A 16,332-nucleotide genomic window follows, 5' to 3' on the forward strand; every position below is an offset into this window, starting at 1 on the left:
CTCGAATCGCGTGTACGAGACCGGCCGCTATCAGACCCGGCGCCAACGTCCGAATGCGCGCGTACACCGGCATCCGCGACGGAACGGCCGCCCCGTCGCGATCGAGACGCCGCGCCCGAAGGCGAATCCAAATCCTCCGGCGCGAACAGGTCCGACAGCCGCACGATGCCCTGCGGCCCCGATACGCCGACGCGCGGAAACGACTCGGCCCCGGGCTGTTCGCCCGGGGCCGTTTCGCGATCACGTGGTCGACGCGGCCGTGCCATCGCCTCGATCAGGCGTCGGCCTCGGCTTCCGCCGGATTGATTTCCTCCGGCACGAACTTCTCGCGCAGGGCGGCTTCCAGCTTGGCGGCCATCGCCGGGTTCTCCTTGAGGAACTGGCGGGCGTTCTCCTTACCCTGCCCGATGCGCTCACCGTCACAGCTGTACCAGGCACCCGCCTTCTCGACGAGCTTGGCGTCCACGCCCATGTCGATCAGCTCGCCCTCGCGGGAAATGCCCTCGCCGTACAGGATCTCGGTGACCACCTGCTTGAACGGAGGCGCCAGCTTGTTCTTGACGACCTTGATGCGGGTCTGGTTGCCGATGATCTCGTCGCCCTTCTTGATCGAGCCGATGCGGCGGATGTCCAGTCGCACCGAGGCGTAGAACTTCAGCGCGTTGCCGCCGGTGGTGGTCTCCGGGCTCTGGCCCGGCATCATCACGCCGATCTTCATGCGCAGCTGGTTGATGAAGATCACCAGGCAGTTGGAGCGCTTGATGTTGCCGGTCAGCTTGCGCAGCGCCTGGCTCATCAGGCGGGCCTGCAGGCCCGGCAGCTGGTCGCCCATCTCGCCTTCGATTTCGGCCTTGGGCGTCAGCGCGGCGACCGAGTCCACCACGACCATGTCGATGGCGCCGGAACGCACCAGCATGTCGGCGATCTCCAGGGCCTGCTCGCCGGTATCCGGCTGGCTGACCAGCAGGTCGTCGACGTTGACGCCCAGCTTGGCGGCGTAGATCGGGTCGAGCGCGTGCTCGGCGTCAATGAAGGCACAGGTGCCGCCCAGCTTCTGGCACTCGGCGATGGCCTGCAGGGTCAGCGTGGTCTTGCCCGAGGATTCCGGACCGTAGATCTCCACGACGCGGCCCTTGGGCAGGCCACCGATGCCCAGCGCGATGTCGAGCATCAGCGAGCCGGTGCCCACGACTTCGGCCGCCTCGATGGTGCGGTCGCCCATGCGCATGACCGAGCCCTTGCCGAACTGCTTTTCGATCTGGCCCAGGGCGGCGGAAAGGGCGCGCTTCTTGTTGTCGTCCATCGTGGAGTTCCTTGTCAGTGTCAGTGGCTTTGAAATCGTGGAATGCAATCTAACGGCGCCAATCTAACGGCCGCGTATCGCACGCATTGAGACAGGTGCGCGGCGACATCCAGAGTGGTGGCGCAAACGCATCACGGCGTTGAGGGGTGCCCGGGACAGGGGGTGGGGAAAACCCGCACCGCCCTGTCCCGGAACGCCACTGACGCCGTTGCAACTCATCGGTTGGGCCTGACCAGCCCGCAGTAGAGGCCTTCGATGGCGAAATCCTGCCCGGGCTCGACTTCGATGGGCGCGTAGTCCGGATTGCGGGGAAGCAGGCGGATGCGGTCCTTGCCGATCTTCAGCAGCTTCACGGTGATCTCGTCGTCGATGCGCGCCACGACGATCTGGCCCGAGCGCGCGTCACGGGTGCGATGCACGCCGATGAGGTCGCCACTGAAGATGCCTTCGTCGCGCATCGAGTCGCCCTTCACCTTGAGGAGGTAATCGGGCGTCGGCGAGAAGAACACGCGGTCGAGCAGGACGAAGTCGTCCGATCCGATGTCGGCGCCGATCGGGCGGCCGGCGGCCACCTGGCCCAGGACCGGGAGGCGAAGCGCGTCGTTGGAAGCATCGGCGGCTTCTACCTGCTTCACCGGAAGCTCGTCGGACAGGCTCGGCGCCGCGCACAGGCGGATGGCGCGGGCACGTCCGGGCATGCGCTGGATCGCGCCGGCCTGTTCCAGCGCCTCCAGATGGTACTGGGCTGCGCGCACACTGCTGAAACCCATGGCTCGCGCGATCTCGGTCTGCGAGGGCGGCACGCCCTCGGCCTCGATGCGTTCGGCGATCAGGGCGAGGATGGCGCGCTGGGTGTCGGTGATGTCCATTAGTAGCAATACTACTAACGAAGATCGCCATGTCAACCGCCGGGCGCCCTGCCCGGCTGCAGCCGCATCAGGCCATCAGTTCGATCAGGCCGTGCAGTGCGGCGGCGACGGTCTGGCGCCGGACCGCGTCGCGGTCGCCGTCGAAATGGAAGGTAACCGCGGTCGGGTAGCCACCGCGGCGCTTCCAGGCGATCCACACCGTGCCGACCGGCTTGTCCTCGGTGCCGCCGCCGGGGCCGGCGATGCCGGTGACCGCCACGGCCAGCGTCGCGCCGGAATGCACCAGCGCGCCGGAGACCATCTCGATCACCGTGTCGCGGCTGACGGCGCCGTGCTGCTCCAGCGTCTGCGGGCGCACGCCCAGCAGCGCCTGCTTGGCCTCGTAGCTGTAGGCCGCCATGCCGCACTCGAACCAGCCCGACGAGCCGGGGATGTCGGTGAGCATCTTGGCGATCCAGCCGCCGGTGCAGCTTTCGGCGGTGACCAGGGTCTGGCGGTGGCTGCGGGCCGCTTCGGCGACCTGTTCGGCAAGGCGATGCAGGCTGGCATCGGAGACGTCGTTCTTCATGCCGCGAACTATAGCCGGTTGTGGCGACGCTTCCCTGACAGCCCCTCCAGCGCGGAGGGGCTATCGGGCGGTCAGTACATCACGCGCAACGTCACGCCGTACGTGCGTGGCGCACCGAGGAACGCGTTCCACGAGCCGGTCTGCAGGGGCGCGTCGAAGCCGACCTGCATGTATTCCTCGTCGGTCAGGTTCAGCGCCCAGGCCTCCACCATCCAGCGCCGGTTGGCGGCGCCGACGCCGAGGCGGGCGTTGGCCACGGTATAGGCCTCCTGCGCCTTCTCGGGATCGAGGTCGGACCCGGTGTTGTAGTCCGACATGTACTTGGCGCCGATGTTGAAGCGGCCGACCAGCGAATCGGTGAAGCTCCACTCGTACGTGATCGAGCCTGTCGCGGACCAGTACGGGGCGAAGCTCGCGCGACTGCCCGGAAGACGTGCGAGATCCGCGTCCGGCAGCGGATCGTCGCCGTAGCGCGTGTCGGCGTACACCACGCCGCCCTGCAGGCTCAGGCCCTGCACGCGCGTCTGCCACAGCACTTCGGTATCGATGCCCTTGGACACCACTTCCGGAATGGACCGCACCACGAAGCTCGTGCCGAGGAAGCTGTTGAGCTGGAAGTCGCTGTAGGTCTGGTGGAACAACGTCGCGTTGAGCAGCAGGTTCCCGCCGGCCCAGGTGGTCTTGGTGCCGAGTTCGTAGCTGTCGACGAACTCCGCCGGAAACGAGGTGTCGTCGACCGGCACGATGCCGGCGGTGCCGCTGGACAATCCGTTCGACGACTGCACGCGGTCGAGGTTGAAACCACCCGCCTTGTAGCCGCGCGCGGCGGATGCGTACGCCATCACCTGGTCGTTGAAGCGATACGCGGCCTTGAGCGTGCCCGACCACTCCTTCTCGTCGCGCTCCTGCCGGGTGACGCGGCCGTTGTGTTGCACGTTGGCCCACGGCAGGCAGCCGAAGCCGATGACCTGCGGCACCACGGCAGGTATCGCCGCCAGCGGCACGCCGCGCGCGGCAAGCGCCTGGCCCACCCGCGCGGGATTGGCCAGCAAGGCACTGCAGCCGGGGCTGCCGTTGGGGTTGGCGTACACCGAATCGAGCGTCTTCTCCTCGCGCGTGTAGCGCAGGCCCAGCGTGAGGTCGAGCTGGTCCGTCGCGTGCCAGGTGTTGTTGGTGAAGATCGCGGCGCTCTTGGCGTTCTGCTGGTAGTCGTCGTCCGCGCCCAGTCCCGCGAAGGCAGTGCCGAACGGGCGTCCGGTCGCCTGCGAGAAGAAGGTGGCGGCATTGGCCATGTTCACCACGCCAGCCGGGAAGCGCGACGCGACCTGGCCGAGCACCGCCGTCGACAGGTACGGCTCGTAACCCGCGCCGATGCGGTACGAATCGTGCCGCGTGAGGTCCTCGTCGGAGTAGAACAGGCCGACCATCCAGTCCACGCGTTCGGAAGAACCGGTCAGACGGAACTCCTGGCTCAGCGTCTCGAACGCGGTGAGCGACTCGTCGGGATCCGGCTCGCGATACAGCAAATCCGCGGTGGTGAAATCGAAATCCAGGCCGTTGATGGCCTGCCAGTCGCGCCAGCCCGTGATGGACGTGAGCTCCGCGCCGCCGAACCACGGCGTGGTCCAGTCGACCTGCATCGCCAAGCCCTTGTCCTTGATGTCCTGCTCGGTTGAACGGTTGCTCCATGCCTCACGCGCGAACGGGTCGGCCACTGGCGCCACGCCTTCGTCAGGCGCCAGCGCATCGATGATCGCCGCCGTCGGTCCACGCACGGTGGTCACGCCGGCGCAGCAGTTCTCCTCGCGGCTGGTGAAGTCGGCAATGAAGTTGATGTCGAGGTTGTCGGTCGGCTCCAGCAGCAACTGGCCGCGCAGCGAATGGAAGTTCTGGTCGGTGTCCTCGTCCTCCACGCGCGGACCGGCGCCGGTGTGCACGTCGAGGTAGCCGTCGCGCTTGCGCTTGGCCGCGTACACGCGGAAGGCGGCGTTGTCGCTCAGCGGCGTGTTGAGCGAACCCGCCACGCCCAGCGCGTTGTAGTTGCCCGCGGTGATCTCCGCATCCACCTGCGTGGTGTAGTGCGGGCGCTTGGTGATGACGTTGATGACGCCGGCGGAGGTGTTTTTGCCGAACACCGTGCCCTGCGGACCCTTGAGCACCTCGATGCGCTCGATCTCGCCCAGGTCGCCGAATCCGACGCCGTTGCGCGGGCGGTAGATGCCGTCGATAACCACGCCGACCGACGATTCCAGGCCTGCGTTGTCGCCCACCGTGCCGATGCCGCGTATGCGCGCGACCGTCTGCACTTCGCTCTGGGTGCTGGTGACCGTCAGGCCCGGCACGAGGATCTGCACGTCCTTGACGTCGCGGATGCCGGTGTCCTGGATGAGCTGGTCGTCCAGCGCCGTCACCATGATCGGCACGTCCTGCAGTGCCTCTTCGCGCTTCTGCGCGGTGACGGTGATGCCTGCCAGCGTGGTGGCGCGCTTTTCCTCGCGCTGCTCCGCGCTTTCTCCGCTGGGCGGAGGTGTCTCCTGTGCGAACACGGCCGCCGGTGCCGAACCGAACGCTGCCGCGATGGCGAGCGTCAGCAGTCTCCTCGAAGCCACGCACGTGGCCGGATTGCACGTACCCATCGCGTCCCTCCCCTCGTTGCTGGTTGGCTGGCTTGCAGACTCCCTACAACTCGCGGACCCGTTGTCGCGACCGGCAAGCCTTCCTTCCACAACGCGGACCGGTCAATGGAACGGGCATCGCGTACGGCGCGCCGACCCTAGCATGGCTGCACGGGCGGTCACGCCGCAGCGCAGCAGTCGTGGCGCGGCTATATGGAGTCCGCCATTCGAGGGGTGTTCTGCGTCCGCCTGGCGCTACGGCCGTTCCCGCACCGGCCGTTTGGCCAGCCGCCGCTGCAGCGTGCGGCGATCCAGACCAAGCACGCGTGCGGCTGCGGAGACATTGCCGCCGCATTCGGCCAGCACGCGCTGCACGTGTTCCCATTCCTGCCGGCGCAGCGGAGCCGGCATGGCCGGTGGTTCGGCCGGCGGCGCGTCGTCGGAGGGAACGCAGAACGCCTGTTCCAGCGCATCCAGGTCGAACGGTTTGGGCAGGTAGTTCCAGGCGCCGCGCCGGATCGCATCCACCGCGGTGGCGATGCTGGCAAAACCGGTGGCGAGGACGATCCTCGCGCGCGGGCACAGCGTCGCGAGTTCGCGGATCAACGCCAGGCCGTTGTCGGCGCCGAGCTTGAGGTCCAGCAGCACGCCGTCGGGCGTCAACGTGCGCGCGGCCTCGAGCCCTTCGGCCGCGGTGTGCGCCAGTTCCGCCACCACGCCGCGGCGCTGCAGGCCACGCGCGAGGACGTGGCAGAACATCACGTCGTCGTCGATCACCAGCAGCCGCGGCGGCAGGCTCATGCCACGACCTCGGCCACAGGCAATTCCACCTCGGTGACGCAGCCGCCTCCATCCCGCGCGAACTGGCGAACGACCCCGTTGGAGCGCTCGATGCTGGCGTTGGAAATCAGCAGGCCGATGCCGAGCCCGCGACGTTCTGCGCGTTCGTCCGGGTCGCGTGCGGGGCCTGGTCCACGGTCGGCGATCGAAATCCGCACGCGCGTGCCATTGCGTGCGAGTGCCACGTCCACCACGTTGGTTGCGCCTGTCCTGCCATTCGCATCCGCCGCATTGTTGAGCAGGTTGATCAGCGCCTGCGGCAGGCCGGGATCGACCCGCACGCGGGCGCCGTCGGACACGTCGTCGACGCGTACCGTCACGCCCGGACGCAGCACGCGCCAGGTGTCGACGCAGCCGTCGAGCAGGCTCGATGCCGGTTCCACCGAGGTCTCGCCCATCGCTCCGCGACGCGCGAGGTCCGCCAGCGCACGCACGTGCTGCCGGCAGTGCGCCAACTGGGTACGCATCACGGCCAGATCCTCCTCGCCCGGCGGTGCTTCGCTGGCGGCCCATTCGTCGAGCAGCAGTCCCATCGTGGTCAGCGGCGTGTTGAGTTCGTGCGCGGTGCCCGCCGCCAGAGATCCCAGCGCCAGCAGCGATTCGTCGCGCATCGCGCGTTCGCGCGCGGCCGACAGACGCTGGCGTTGCTCGCGCACGATCGCCATGAACCGGCCCAGCACCACGGTCATGATCACCGCACTGAGCAGGAAGTTGACCCACATGCCGGTGACGTGCAGTTCGAAATCGCCGCCGTGCACGTGCGGCAGCGGCACGTGATGGCCCAGCAGCCACGTGTAGAGCGCGGCCGTGAGCACGGTGAGCGCGGCCATCGGCCCGATGCGCAGCGAGCTGGCCGCCAGCGCCACCGGCACCAGGTACAGCGAGACGAACGGATTGGCCGGACCACCGGAGAAGTACAGCAGCGCGGTCAGCGCGATCAGGTCCACCACCAGTTGCAGCGACAGTGCCCAGGCGCCGCCTTCGCCACGACGCCTTACCCACAGGTGACTGGCCAGGTTGAACGCCAGCAGCGCCAGCGGGATGCCCACCAGCGGCCGCAACGGAATGGCCAGGCCCAGGCGCTGGCTTGCGAAGGCCACCGCCAGCAGTTGCCCGGCGATGGCCAGGTAGCGCAGGTAAACGAGGAGCTGGATCACGGCGGCCGAAGCATGGAAACGGATCGTGCGCAACGGGGCAGGAAACGGCCGCCGGCTGCTAGCCTATGGATTATCGCATCGCCGGCTGCAGGGCCGGTGCCAGCCCGACACGCAGAACACCGATCCATGAGTCCAGCCGACCGGCCGCAAGAGCACACGCCCCTGATGAAGCAGTACTTCGCCGCCAAGGCGGAGCATCCGGACGTGCTGCTGTTCTTCCGGATGGGCGACTTCTACGAGCTGTTCTACGACGACGCGCGCAAGGCCGCGCGCCTGCTGGACATCACCCTCACCCAGCGCGGCCAGTCGGCCGGCCAGCCGATCCCGATGGCGGGCGTGCCGCATCACTCCGCCGAAGGCTACCTGGCGCGACTGGTGGCGCTGGGCGAATCGGTGGCGATCTGCGAGCAGATCGGCGATCCCGCGCTGGCCAAGGGCATCGTCGAGCGCAAGGTGGTGCGCATCGTCACGCCCGGCACGGTCACCGACGAGGCGCTACTGAACGAGCGCCGCGATACGCTGCTGCTGGCGATTGCGCGCGGCAAGCATGGCTACGGCTTGGCCTGGGCCGACCTGGCCGGCGGCCGCTTCCTCGTCAACGAGGTCGCCAGCGAGGACGCACTGGAAGCCGAACTGGCCCGACTGGAACCGGCCGAGACGCTGATCGCCGACGAGGACGGCTGGCCCGCGTTCGCCGCCCAGCGCAGCGGCGTGCGTCGCCGTGCGCCGTGGTTGTTCGATGCCGACAGCGGCCGTCGTCAGCTGCTGCGCTTCTTCAACCTGCACGACCTGTCGGGTTTCGGGCTGGAAGACAAGCCGCTGTCGATCGCGGCCGCCGCGGCCCTGCTCGGCTATGTCGAGGAGACGCAGAAGCAGCGGCTGCCGCACCTGACTTCCATCGCGGTGGAATCGGGCGACGGCGCCATCGCGATGAACGCGGCGACGCGCCGGCACCTGGAACTCGACACGCGCCAGGACGGCGATACGCGCCACACGCTGCTGGGCGTGCTGGACGCCACGATCACGCCGATGGGCGGCCGCCTGCTGCGGCGCTGGCTGCATCGTCCGCTGCGCGATCGCGGCGTGCTGCGCCATCGCCAGCAAGCAGTCGCAACACTGATCGAATCGCGTGCAGGCGAAGATCTGCGCGAGCGGTTCCGCGCACTCGGCGACCTGGAGCGCATCCTCTCGCGCATCGCCCTGCGCAGCGCGCGTCCGCGCGACCTGTCCACGCTGCGCGACGGCCTGAACCTGCTGCCGGACGTGCGCGCCCTGCTGGCGCCGCTGGACTCGCCCTGCCTGGCCCAGCTTGCGGCGGAACTGGGCGAGCACGACGCGCACGCGCAATTGTTGCAGTCCGCCATCGTGCCGCAGCCGCCGGTGCTGGCGCGCGACGGCGGCATCTTCGCCGAGGGCTACGACGCCGAACTCGACGAGCTGCGCCGTCTTTCGACCAACGCCGACCAGTTCCTGATCGACCTGGAAGCGCGCGAGAAGGCGGCTACCGGCATCCCGACGCTGAAGGTCGGGTACAACCGCGTGCACGGCTACTACATCGAGATCAGCAAGGCGCAGGCCGACAAGGCCCCCACGCACTACTCGCGTCGGCAGACGCTGACTGGCGCCGAGCGCTACATCACCGAGGAGCTGAAGCAGTTCGAGGACAAGGTGCTGTCCGCGCGCGAACGCTCGCTCTCGCGCGAACGCCTGCTGTACGAACAGCTGCTCGATTCGCTCAACGAGCGGCTCGAACCGCTCAAGCGCTGCGCCGCCGCGCTGGCCGAGCTGGACGTACTGGGCTGTTTCGCCGAGCGCGCGCAGGCGCTGGACTGGGCGCAGCCGCAACTGTTGGACGAGCCCGGTCTGTGCATCGAACGCGGCCGCCACCCGGTCGTGGAGGCGGTGCGCAGCGATCCGTTCGAACCCAACGACCTGCGCCTGGACGAGGCGCGGCGCATGCTGGTGATCACCGGCCCGAACATGGGCGGTAAATCCACCTACATGCGCCAGAACGCGCTGATCGTGCTGCTGGCGCACATCGGCAGCTTCGTGCCGGCGTCGCGTGCGGTGATCGGGCCGATCGATCGCATCCTCACCCGCATCGGCGCGGGCGACGACCTGGCACGCGGGCAGTCGACCTTCATGGTCGAGATGAGCGAGACCAGCTACATCCTGCATCACGCCACGTCGCAGTCGCTGGTGCTGATGGACGAAATCGGCCGCGGCACGTCCACCTACGACGGCCTGGCCCTGGCCGAAGCGTGCGCGCGGCATCTGGCCCACCACAATCGCGCCTACACGCTGTTCGCCACGCACTATTTCGAACTCACGCGCCTGGCCGAACCCGGCAGCGGCATCGCCAACGTGCACCTGGACGCGGTCGAGCACGGCGACCAGCTGGTCTTCATGCACGCCGTCAAGGACGGTCCGGCTGATCGCAGCTTCGGCCTGCAGGTGGCCGCCCTGGCCGGCCTGCCGAAGTCGGTCGTGCAGCAGGCGCGCGGCCGTCTTGCGGAACTGGAACAGACCAGTCGCGACACGCCCGCGCCGTCGATGGCGCCTGCCGCGCTGGACACGCCGCAGCAGTTCGGCCTGTTCGCGCCGTCGTCCGCCGCGCTGGACGCGCTTGCGTCGATCGATCCGGACGACCTGACGCCCAAACAGGCACTCGAAGCGCTCTACCGTCTCAAGGCCCTCGCCTGACGACATGCGGTAGCCCGGAAGCGGGCTCATCCGCGCATCCTGTGACCCGCACCGGCGTGCAAGACCGGGGCGTCGCCGCGCCCTACCGTGCACGCTCGCGCGCCGATCGATAGCCAATCGATAGCCGGCTGCTATCACTGCGTTTCCAACAAACGATTTCTATCGATCGTTGGCATTGCATAGGCTGCGACCACACCGTCACAAGGAGAGCCCCCAATGAGCAACCCGTCCGACAAGCCCGCGCCGACGCGCCTGACCACCGCCTTCGGCGCGCCCGTCGTCGACAACCAGAACAGCATGACCGCCGGTCCGCGCGGCCCGCTGCTGATGCAGGACGTGTGGTTGCTGGAGAAGCTGGCCAACCTCAACCGCGAGGTCATTCCCGAGCGGCGCATGCACGCCAAGGGCTCCGGCGCGTTCGGGACGTTCACCGTCACCAACGACATCACCCGCTACACCCGCGCCAAGATCTTCAGCCAGGTCGGCAAGAAGACGCAGATGTTCGCCCGCTTCACCACAGTAGCCGGCGAACGCGGCGCGGCCGATGCCGAGCGCGACATCCGCGGCTTCGCGCTGAAGTTCTACACCGAGGAAGGCAACTGGGACCTGGTCGGCAACAACACGCCGGTGTTCTTCCTGCGCGATCCGCGCAAGTTCCCGGACCTCAACAAGGCGGTCAAGCGCGATCCGCGCACCAACATGCGCAGCGCGCGCAACAACTGGGACTTCTGGACCAGCCTGCCGGAGGCGCTGCACCAGGTCACCATCGTCATGAGCGACCGCGGCATTCCCGCCAGCTACCGCCACATGCACGGCTTCGGTTCGCACACCTACAGCTTCATCAACGACGACAACGAGCGCTTCTGGGTGAAGTTCCACTTCCGTACCCAGCAGGGCATCAAGAACCTCACCGACGCCGAAGCGCAGGAACTGATCGGACGCGATCGCGAAAGCCACCAGCGCGACCTGTTCGACGCGATCGATCGCGGCGACTTCCCCAGGTGGACGCTCTACATCCAGGTGATGCCGGAAACCGACGCCGAGAAGGTGCCCTACCACCCGTTCGACCTGACCAAGGTCTGGCCGAAGAAGGACTACCCGCTGATCGAAGTGGGCGTGATGGAGCTCAACCACAATCCGGACAACTTCTACGCCGACGTCGAGCAGAGCGCGTTCGCGCCGAGCAACGTGGTGCCGGGCATCAGCTTCTCGCCGGACAAGATGCTGCAGGCGCGCCTGTTCGCGTATTCCGACGCGCAGCGCTATCGCCTGGGCGTTAACTTCCACCAGATCCCGGTCAATGCCGCGCGTTGCCCGGTGCACAGCAACCACCGCGACGGCGCGATGCGCGTGGACGGAAACTACGGCGGCACGCTGCATTACGAACCCAACAGCTACGACCAATGGCAGGAACAGCCGGAATACCGCGAGCCGCCGCTGCGCCTCAGCGGCGAAGCGGACTTCTGGAATTTCCGCGAGGACGACCAGGACTACTACAAGCAGCCCGGCGACCTGTTCCGCCTGATGACGCCGGACGAACAGCAGCGCCTGTTCGACAACACCGCGCGCGCCATGGCCGATGCACCGGATTTCATCAAGCGTCGCCACATCGCCAACTGCACCAAGGCCGATCCGGCCTACGGCGCGGGCGTGGCGAAGGCGCTGCGGCTGGAAGCGGCCGATCCGTCGCATGCCGACAGCGGCACGGTGAATCACCCGGTGGAAGCAGGGTGAGGCAGGCCGCGCCACGGCACTGCCGCGTGGCCTGACGAACGCCCGGCCATGGATGGCCGGGCCGAGCTTGCCAGTGGTTTTGTAGTGCCGCGCCCACCACCCGGAGCGGAAAGAGGCGCGGGAAGCAGTCGAGATGCGGTCATCCCCGCGCAGGCGGGGATCCATCGGTCAGCCGTGGCACGCCTTCTGGACGGTCGTGACGAGTGCATCCCGACAGGTGCGTTCGTCTTCACGCCGTCACGACGACTGAACGCCGCGGGACTAGCATCGGTGTCCCAGCCGCGAGGGACACGCCATGAACGCATCACTGACCGACGATCTGCTCAACCAGTTGCAGGGCCAGCCGCTCGCCGAGATCGGCAACCGGCTTGGGCTGTCTCCTTCGCAGACGTCGAGTGCAGTCTCGGCCGCCCTGCCCCTGTTGCTGGGCGCACTCGGTCGCAATGCCAGCCAGCCACAGGGCGCACAGGATCTGTACGGCGCCCTCGAACGGGATCACTCCGGCCTCGACCTCGGCAACGTACTCGGTTCTGTGCTGGGTGGCGGCGGCCAGGGTGGCGCGATCCTCGGTCACATCTTCGGTGCGCGGCAGCAGAACGCCGCGCAGGGACTCGGCGCAGCCACCGGCCTGGGCGGCAACCAGGCCAGCAGCCTGCTGCAGATGCTCGCGCCGCTGGTGCTGGCCTACCTGGCCAGGCGCATGTTCGCCGGCAACGCCACGTCCGGTGCGTCGCCGCAGGCCTTGGGCCAGGTACTTGGGCAGGAACGTCAGACCATCGCCCAGCAGGGCGGCCTCGGCGGCGGGCTGCTCGGTGCGGTGCTCGATCGCGATGGCGATGGCGATGCGGACTTCTCGGACCTGATCGGGCTGGCCGGATCGGTGTTTGGCGGCCAGCGCCGCTGACGCTCCGCTACATCAGGTCGCGTCGATGTCGCCCAGTGCGCGGATGAGGCGGCGCGCGCGCTTGTCGGGCTTGGTCTCGGGCGCACGATAACCGGTCCGCTCGGCGACGCGCAGCGCGCGGGCCTGCTCGCGCGCCAGCTTCGATGACTCGCTCTCGACGTAGAGCGTCTGCGCGATGCTCGCCGGACCGCGTGTGTCGCTGAGCCCGCGCACTTCGACCTCGAACGTTTCCTCGCCGCGCACGATGCGCAATGCATCGCCCGGACGCACCGCACGTGCAGGCTTGGCGCGTTGTCCGCCGATTTCGATGCGACCGGTTTCGATCGCCTGTTTGGCCAGCGATCGTGTCTTGAAGAAGCGTGCGGCCCACAGCCACAGGTCCAGGCGCACGGCCTGCAGGGTGTCCTGATCGTCGCTCACGGATTTCGTTCGACAGCCTCGATCCAACCGTTGTGGGCATTATCGCAGCATCGACGGTACGGCCGCGTCTGCGATCGGTCATGGCTTCGCTTTCGCAAGGCGGGTGTTAACGTGCGCGTCCTTCCGCGACCGTGATCAGGCCCGATGGCGCCCACCAGTCACAACCTCACCGAAGGTCCGATCGGCCGCAACCTGCTCGCGTTCGCGCTGCCCATCCTGGGCGGCAACGCGGCGCAGTCGCTCAACGGCTCCGTGAACGCGGTGTGGGTGGGCCGGTTCCTCGGCGAGGAGGCGCTGACCGCCACGGCCAACGCCAACAACATCATGTTCTTCCTGATCGGCTCGGTGTTCGGCATCGGCATGGCCGCGACCATCCTGATCGCGCAGGCGATCGGTGCGCGCGACGTGCCGCTGGCGCGCCGGGTGATGGGGACCAGCGCGACGTTCTTCATGGGCGTGGCGGTGATCATTGCGGCGCTGGGCTGGTGGCTCTCGCGCCACCTGCTCGATGCGATGGGAACGCCCGCAGCGTCGCTTCACTTGGCCGAGGACTACCTGCAGGTCATCTTCCTGGCGATGCCTGCGCTATATGCGTTTGCGTTCCTCTCGGCCGCGCTGCGCGGTGCGGGCGATGCGCGCACGCCGTTCCGTTTCCTGCTGGTGGCCGTGCTGCTGGACATCGTGCTCAACCCGTTGCTGATCTTCGGCATCGGTCCGTTTCCGCAGCTGGGCATCGCGGGCTCGGCCTGGGCGACGCTGGTCTCGCAGGGCACGACGCTGATGGCGCTGCTGGTGTACCTGCGCCATAGGCGCCACGTGCTGTGGCTCGGCCGCGCCGATGCGCACCTGTTCAAGGTCGACACGACGATCCTGCGCGCGCTCGTGCTCAAGGGCGTGCCGATGGGCCTGCAGATGGTGCTGATCTCGCTGGCGATGATCGCGATGATGACCATGGTCAACCATCACGGCACGGACACCACCGCGGCCTACGGCGCGGCGCTGCAGCTGTGGACCTACGTGCAGATGCCGGCGATGGCGGTCGGCGCGGCGTGCTCGTCGATGGCGGCGCAGAACGTGGGCGCGCACCGCTGGGATCGCGTGGCGGCCACGGCACGCGCGGGCGTAGCGATGAACTTCCTGATGACCGGTGCACTGATCGTGCCATTGATCCTGCTCGATCGCTGGACGCTGGCGCTGTTCCTGCCGACGGGCAGCGACGCGCTGGAGATCGCGCGCCATCTCAACCACATCAGCGTATGGTCGTTCCTGTTCTTCGGCGTGACGTTCGTCGTATCCGGCGTGGTGCGCTCCACGGGCGCGGTAATTCCGCCGCTGCTGATCCTTGCGCTGGCGCTGTGGGGCATCCGCGTTCCGTTCGCGACGCTGCTGCAGGAGCGCGTGGGCGTGGATGCGATCTGGTGGAGCTTTCCGGTCAGCGCCGTCTGTTCGATGGTGATGGCGCTGGCGTACTACCGCTGGGGCGGCTGGCGGCGCGCGCGCATGCTGCCGCCGGATCGCCACGAAGTCGCGGTGCCGGCGGAAGTGCCCGCCACGCCGCCCTCCCCGGTCGCCGATCCCAGCGCCGAGCCGGACGACGAAGCGCAGGCCCTGCGCGAACCGGCGCGCTGAGCGTCAGATCGGCACGCCGACTTCGGCCAGCCGCTGGCGCAGCCGCACCAGATGGCTGCCCGGCCAGTACAACTGTCGGCAGTCGCGGCATCGGCTCAGCGCCTCCGGATGTCGCGCGATCACACCCGGCGGAATCGTGCGGCGTCGCATGACACCGGCGTGTTTCCCGGGACGTGGCGGGCGCGGATCGTCCACGCCGGGCGGCTGGCCGGGCTCCCGCTCCGGCGGCGTACCCGGATCGGGATCGCGCCGGTCCGGTTCGCCGGGATCGGGATCGCGGCGCGCGGGATCGCGCTGGCCCGGATCGCGCTTCTCCGGTTGCTCGCGATCGGGATCGTGCTGGTCCGGCGCGGACATCAGCGGTTCGACCATGCCGTTGCAGCGGGCGCATCGCGTGAATGGCGCTATGCGCGCGTCCAGCTGGAAACGGTCGCACACCTCGCGCAGCTGCCTGCGCGGGTCGGTCGCGTGCAGGAACGCACCGTGCGTCACTGCCGACCGCTTGAGCAGGCCGGTATCGCGGCTGAGCAGGATGCGGTGCTGCGTGCGCGAGATGTCCAGCAGGTCCTCGTCGTCGTAGTCGTTGCGATACAGCGTGTCGAAACCGAGCAGGCGCAGGTACGAAGCCAGTCGCCCCAGGTGCACGTCCAGCACGAAGCGCGGATCGCGCAGCGGCTGCGGACGCAGGTGATTCGCCGAGCCGAGCTCGAAGCGCTCGAACATCGGATATACCGCCACGCGTTCGCCGCCGGTCAGTCGATGCGAGAACGGCACCGGCTCGCCGTCGACGAGGATCAGGTCCACTTCCGTGTGCGGCACGCCGAGCGATTCGATGCGGTCCTTGACCGACGGCGTACCGTCGAAGGCGTGGATGAACGAACGCTTGCGCCGGTCTGGCAGCAGGAAATCGCCCAGCTCCTCGTAGAACCGGAACTCGCACTCGCGCATTGCCCTGGCCACGCAGGCCTCCTGGCCCGACATGAAGATCGAAGGCGAAGGCTACGCGCGTGCGCGTGGGCGCCATGGGAAGACAGTCCCCGGAGAAGGCAGACCCGGAAACGACAACGGCCGCCCGGAGGCGGCCGTCGCGACGCAGCAGGCGGAAACGCCCGCGCGGGATTACTCGGACTTGGCGTAGGCCGACAGGTCTTCCTTGATGCGCGCCTTCTTGCCCTGCAGACCACGCAGGTAGTACAGCTTGCCGGCGCGGACCTTGCCGCGGCGCTTCACGTCGACCGACGCGATGGTCGCGCTGTGGGTCTGGAAGACGCGCTCGACGCCGTAGCCGTGGGAAATCTTGCGCACGGTGAACGAGGAGTTCAGGCCGGCGTTCTTGATGCCGATGACCACGCCTTCGTAGGCCTGGACGCGCTCGCGGTTGCCTTCCTTCACCTTCACGTTGACGACGACGGTGTCGCCCTGGCTGAAGGCGGGCAGCTGGCGCTGGATCTGCTCGGCTTCGAAGTTCTGGACGAGCGTGTGGATGGACGGCTTGTTCATGGTGATGGCCTGTTGGAGTCGTTGTAGCGCGAGTGCACGTGGACCCGCGTCTGGCGTGGTGGAGCAAATGGAAGCCGCGGATTATAGCGG

General features: G+C 68.0%; 13 protein-coding genes. 4 read left to right on the top strand and 9 right to left on the bottom strand.

Annotated features, from left to right (window positions below):
* Positions 1 to 274: 274 nt before the first annotated feature.
* From recA to VFE83_RS15900, 6 genes are all read right to left on the bottom strand, one after another.
* Positions 275 to 1,303, bottom strand: a complete 1,029-nt coding sequence (gene recA / locus VFE83_RS15875) for a recombinase RecA (RefSeq protein ID WP_324907922.1) — start codon at positions 1,301 to 1,303, stop codon at positions 275 to 277.
* Between the two features lie 215 nt (positions 1,304 to 1,518).
* Entirely contained in the window at positions 1,519 to 2,172 is a 654-nt protein-coding gene (gene lexA, locus VFE83_RS15880) for a transcriptional repressor LexA (protein ID WP_324907924.1), read from the bottom strand.
* A 67-nt stretch (positions 2,173 to 2,239) separates the two neighbouring features.
* Entirely contained in the window at positions 2,240 to 2,740 is a 501-nt protein-coding gene (locus tag VFE83_RS15885) for a CinA family protein (RefSeq protein ID WP_324907926.1), read from the bottom strand.
* A 71-nt stretch (positions 2,741 to 2,811) separates the two neighbouring features.
* Complete coding sequence (locus tag VFE83_RS15890; RefSeq protein ID WP_324907928.1) at positions 2,812 to 5,376, bottom strand: TonB-dependent receptor; 2,565 nt, start codon at positions 5,374 to 5,376, stop codon at positions 2,812 to 2,814.
* A 234-nt stretch (positions 5,377 to 5,610) separates the two neighbouring features.
* A complete protein-coding gene (locus VFE83_RS15895; protein WP_324907930.1) occupies positions 5,611 to 6,156 on the bottom strand; it encodes a response regulator transcription factor in 546 nt (181 codons plus the stop codon).
* Complete coding sequence (locus VFE83_RS15900) at positions 6,153 to 7,352, bottom strand: ATP-binding protein (protein ID WP_324907932.1); 1,200 nt, start codon at positions 7,350 to 7,352, stop codon at positions 6,153 to 6,155. Before VFE83_RS15900 ends, VFE83_RS15895 begins: the two co-directional genes overlap by 4 nt.
* Before the next feature lie 126 nt (positions 7,353 to 7,478).
* Here VFE83_RS15900 and mutS point away from each other — a divergent pair, with 126 nt between their 5' ends.
* The 3 genes from mutS to VFE83_RS15915 all read left to right on the top strand — a co-directional run bounded on the left by mutS (position 7,479) and on the right by VFE83_RS15915 (position 12,693).
* Positions 7,479 to 10,055 carry a DNA mismatch repair protein MutS gene (gene mutS, locus VFE83_RS15905; RefSeq protein ID WP_324907934.1) on the top strand — a complete coding sequence of 859 codons (2,577 nt, stop codon included), beginning with the start codon at positions 7,479 to 7,481 and terminating at the stop codon, positions 10,053 to 10,055.
* Positions 10,056 to 10,271: 216 nt separating this feature from the next.
* Positions 10,272 to 11,789, top strand: a complete 1,518-nt coding sequence (locus tag VFE83_RS15910; protein ID WP_324907936.1) for a catalase — start codon at positions 10,272 to 10,274, stop codon at positions 11,787 to 11,789.
* A 295-nt stretch (positions 11,790 to 12,084) separates the two neighbouring features.
* Entirely contained in the window at positions 12,085 to 12,693 is a 609-nt protein-coding gene (locus VFE83_RS15915) for a DUF937 domain-containing protein (RefSeq protein WP_324907938.1), read from the top strand.
* Between the two features lie 12 nt (positions 12,694 to 12,705).
* On the opposite strand, the gene VFE83_RS15920 is transcribed toward VFE83_RS15915, so the two are convergent.
* Positions 12,706 to 13,113, bottom strand: a complete 408-nt coding sequence (locus tag VFE83_RS15920; protein WP_324907940.1) for an RNA-binding S4 domain-containing protein — start codon at positions 13,111 to 13,113, stop codon at positions 12,706 to 12,708.
* A 144-nt stretch (positions 13,114 to 13,257) separates the two neighbouring features.
* Between VFE83_RS15920 and VFE83_RS15925 the strand changes: the two genes are divergently transcribed.
* Positions 13,258 to 14,742 carry an MATE family efflux transporter gene (locus VFE83_RS15925; RefSeq protein ID WP_324907942.1) on the top strand — a complete coding sequence of 495 codons (1,485 nt, stop codon included), beginning with the start codon at positions 13,258 to 13,260 and terminating at the stop codon, positions 14,740 to 14,742.
* Positions 14,743 to 14,745: 3 nt separating this feature from the next.
* On the opposite strand, the gene VFE83_RS15930 is transcribed toward VFE83_RS15925, so the two are convergent.
* Both VFE83_RS15930 and rplS read right to left on the bottom strand, forming a co-directional pair.
* On the bottom strand, positions 14,746 to 15,702 hold the full coding sequence (locus VFE83_RS15930) for a Mut7-C RNAse domain-containing protein (protein ID WP_324907944.1): 957 nt from the start codon (positions 15,700 to 15,702) through the stop codon (positions 14,746 to 14,748).
* Between the two features lie 159 nt (positions 15,703 to 15,861).
* Entirely contained in the window at positions 15,862 to 16,242 is a 381-nt protein-coding gene (gene rplS, locus VFE83_RS15935; RefSeq protein ID WP_324907945.1) for a 50S ribosomal protein L19, read from the bottom strand.
* Between the last annotated feature and the right edge of the window lie 90 nt (positions 16,243 to 16,332).

It is taken from the genome of Lysobacter sp., from assembly GCF_035655815.1.
Lineage (GTDB): Bacteria > Pseudomonadota > Gammaproteobacteria > Xanthomonadales > Xanthomonadaceae > Lysobacter_J.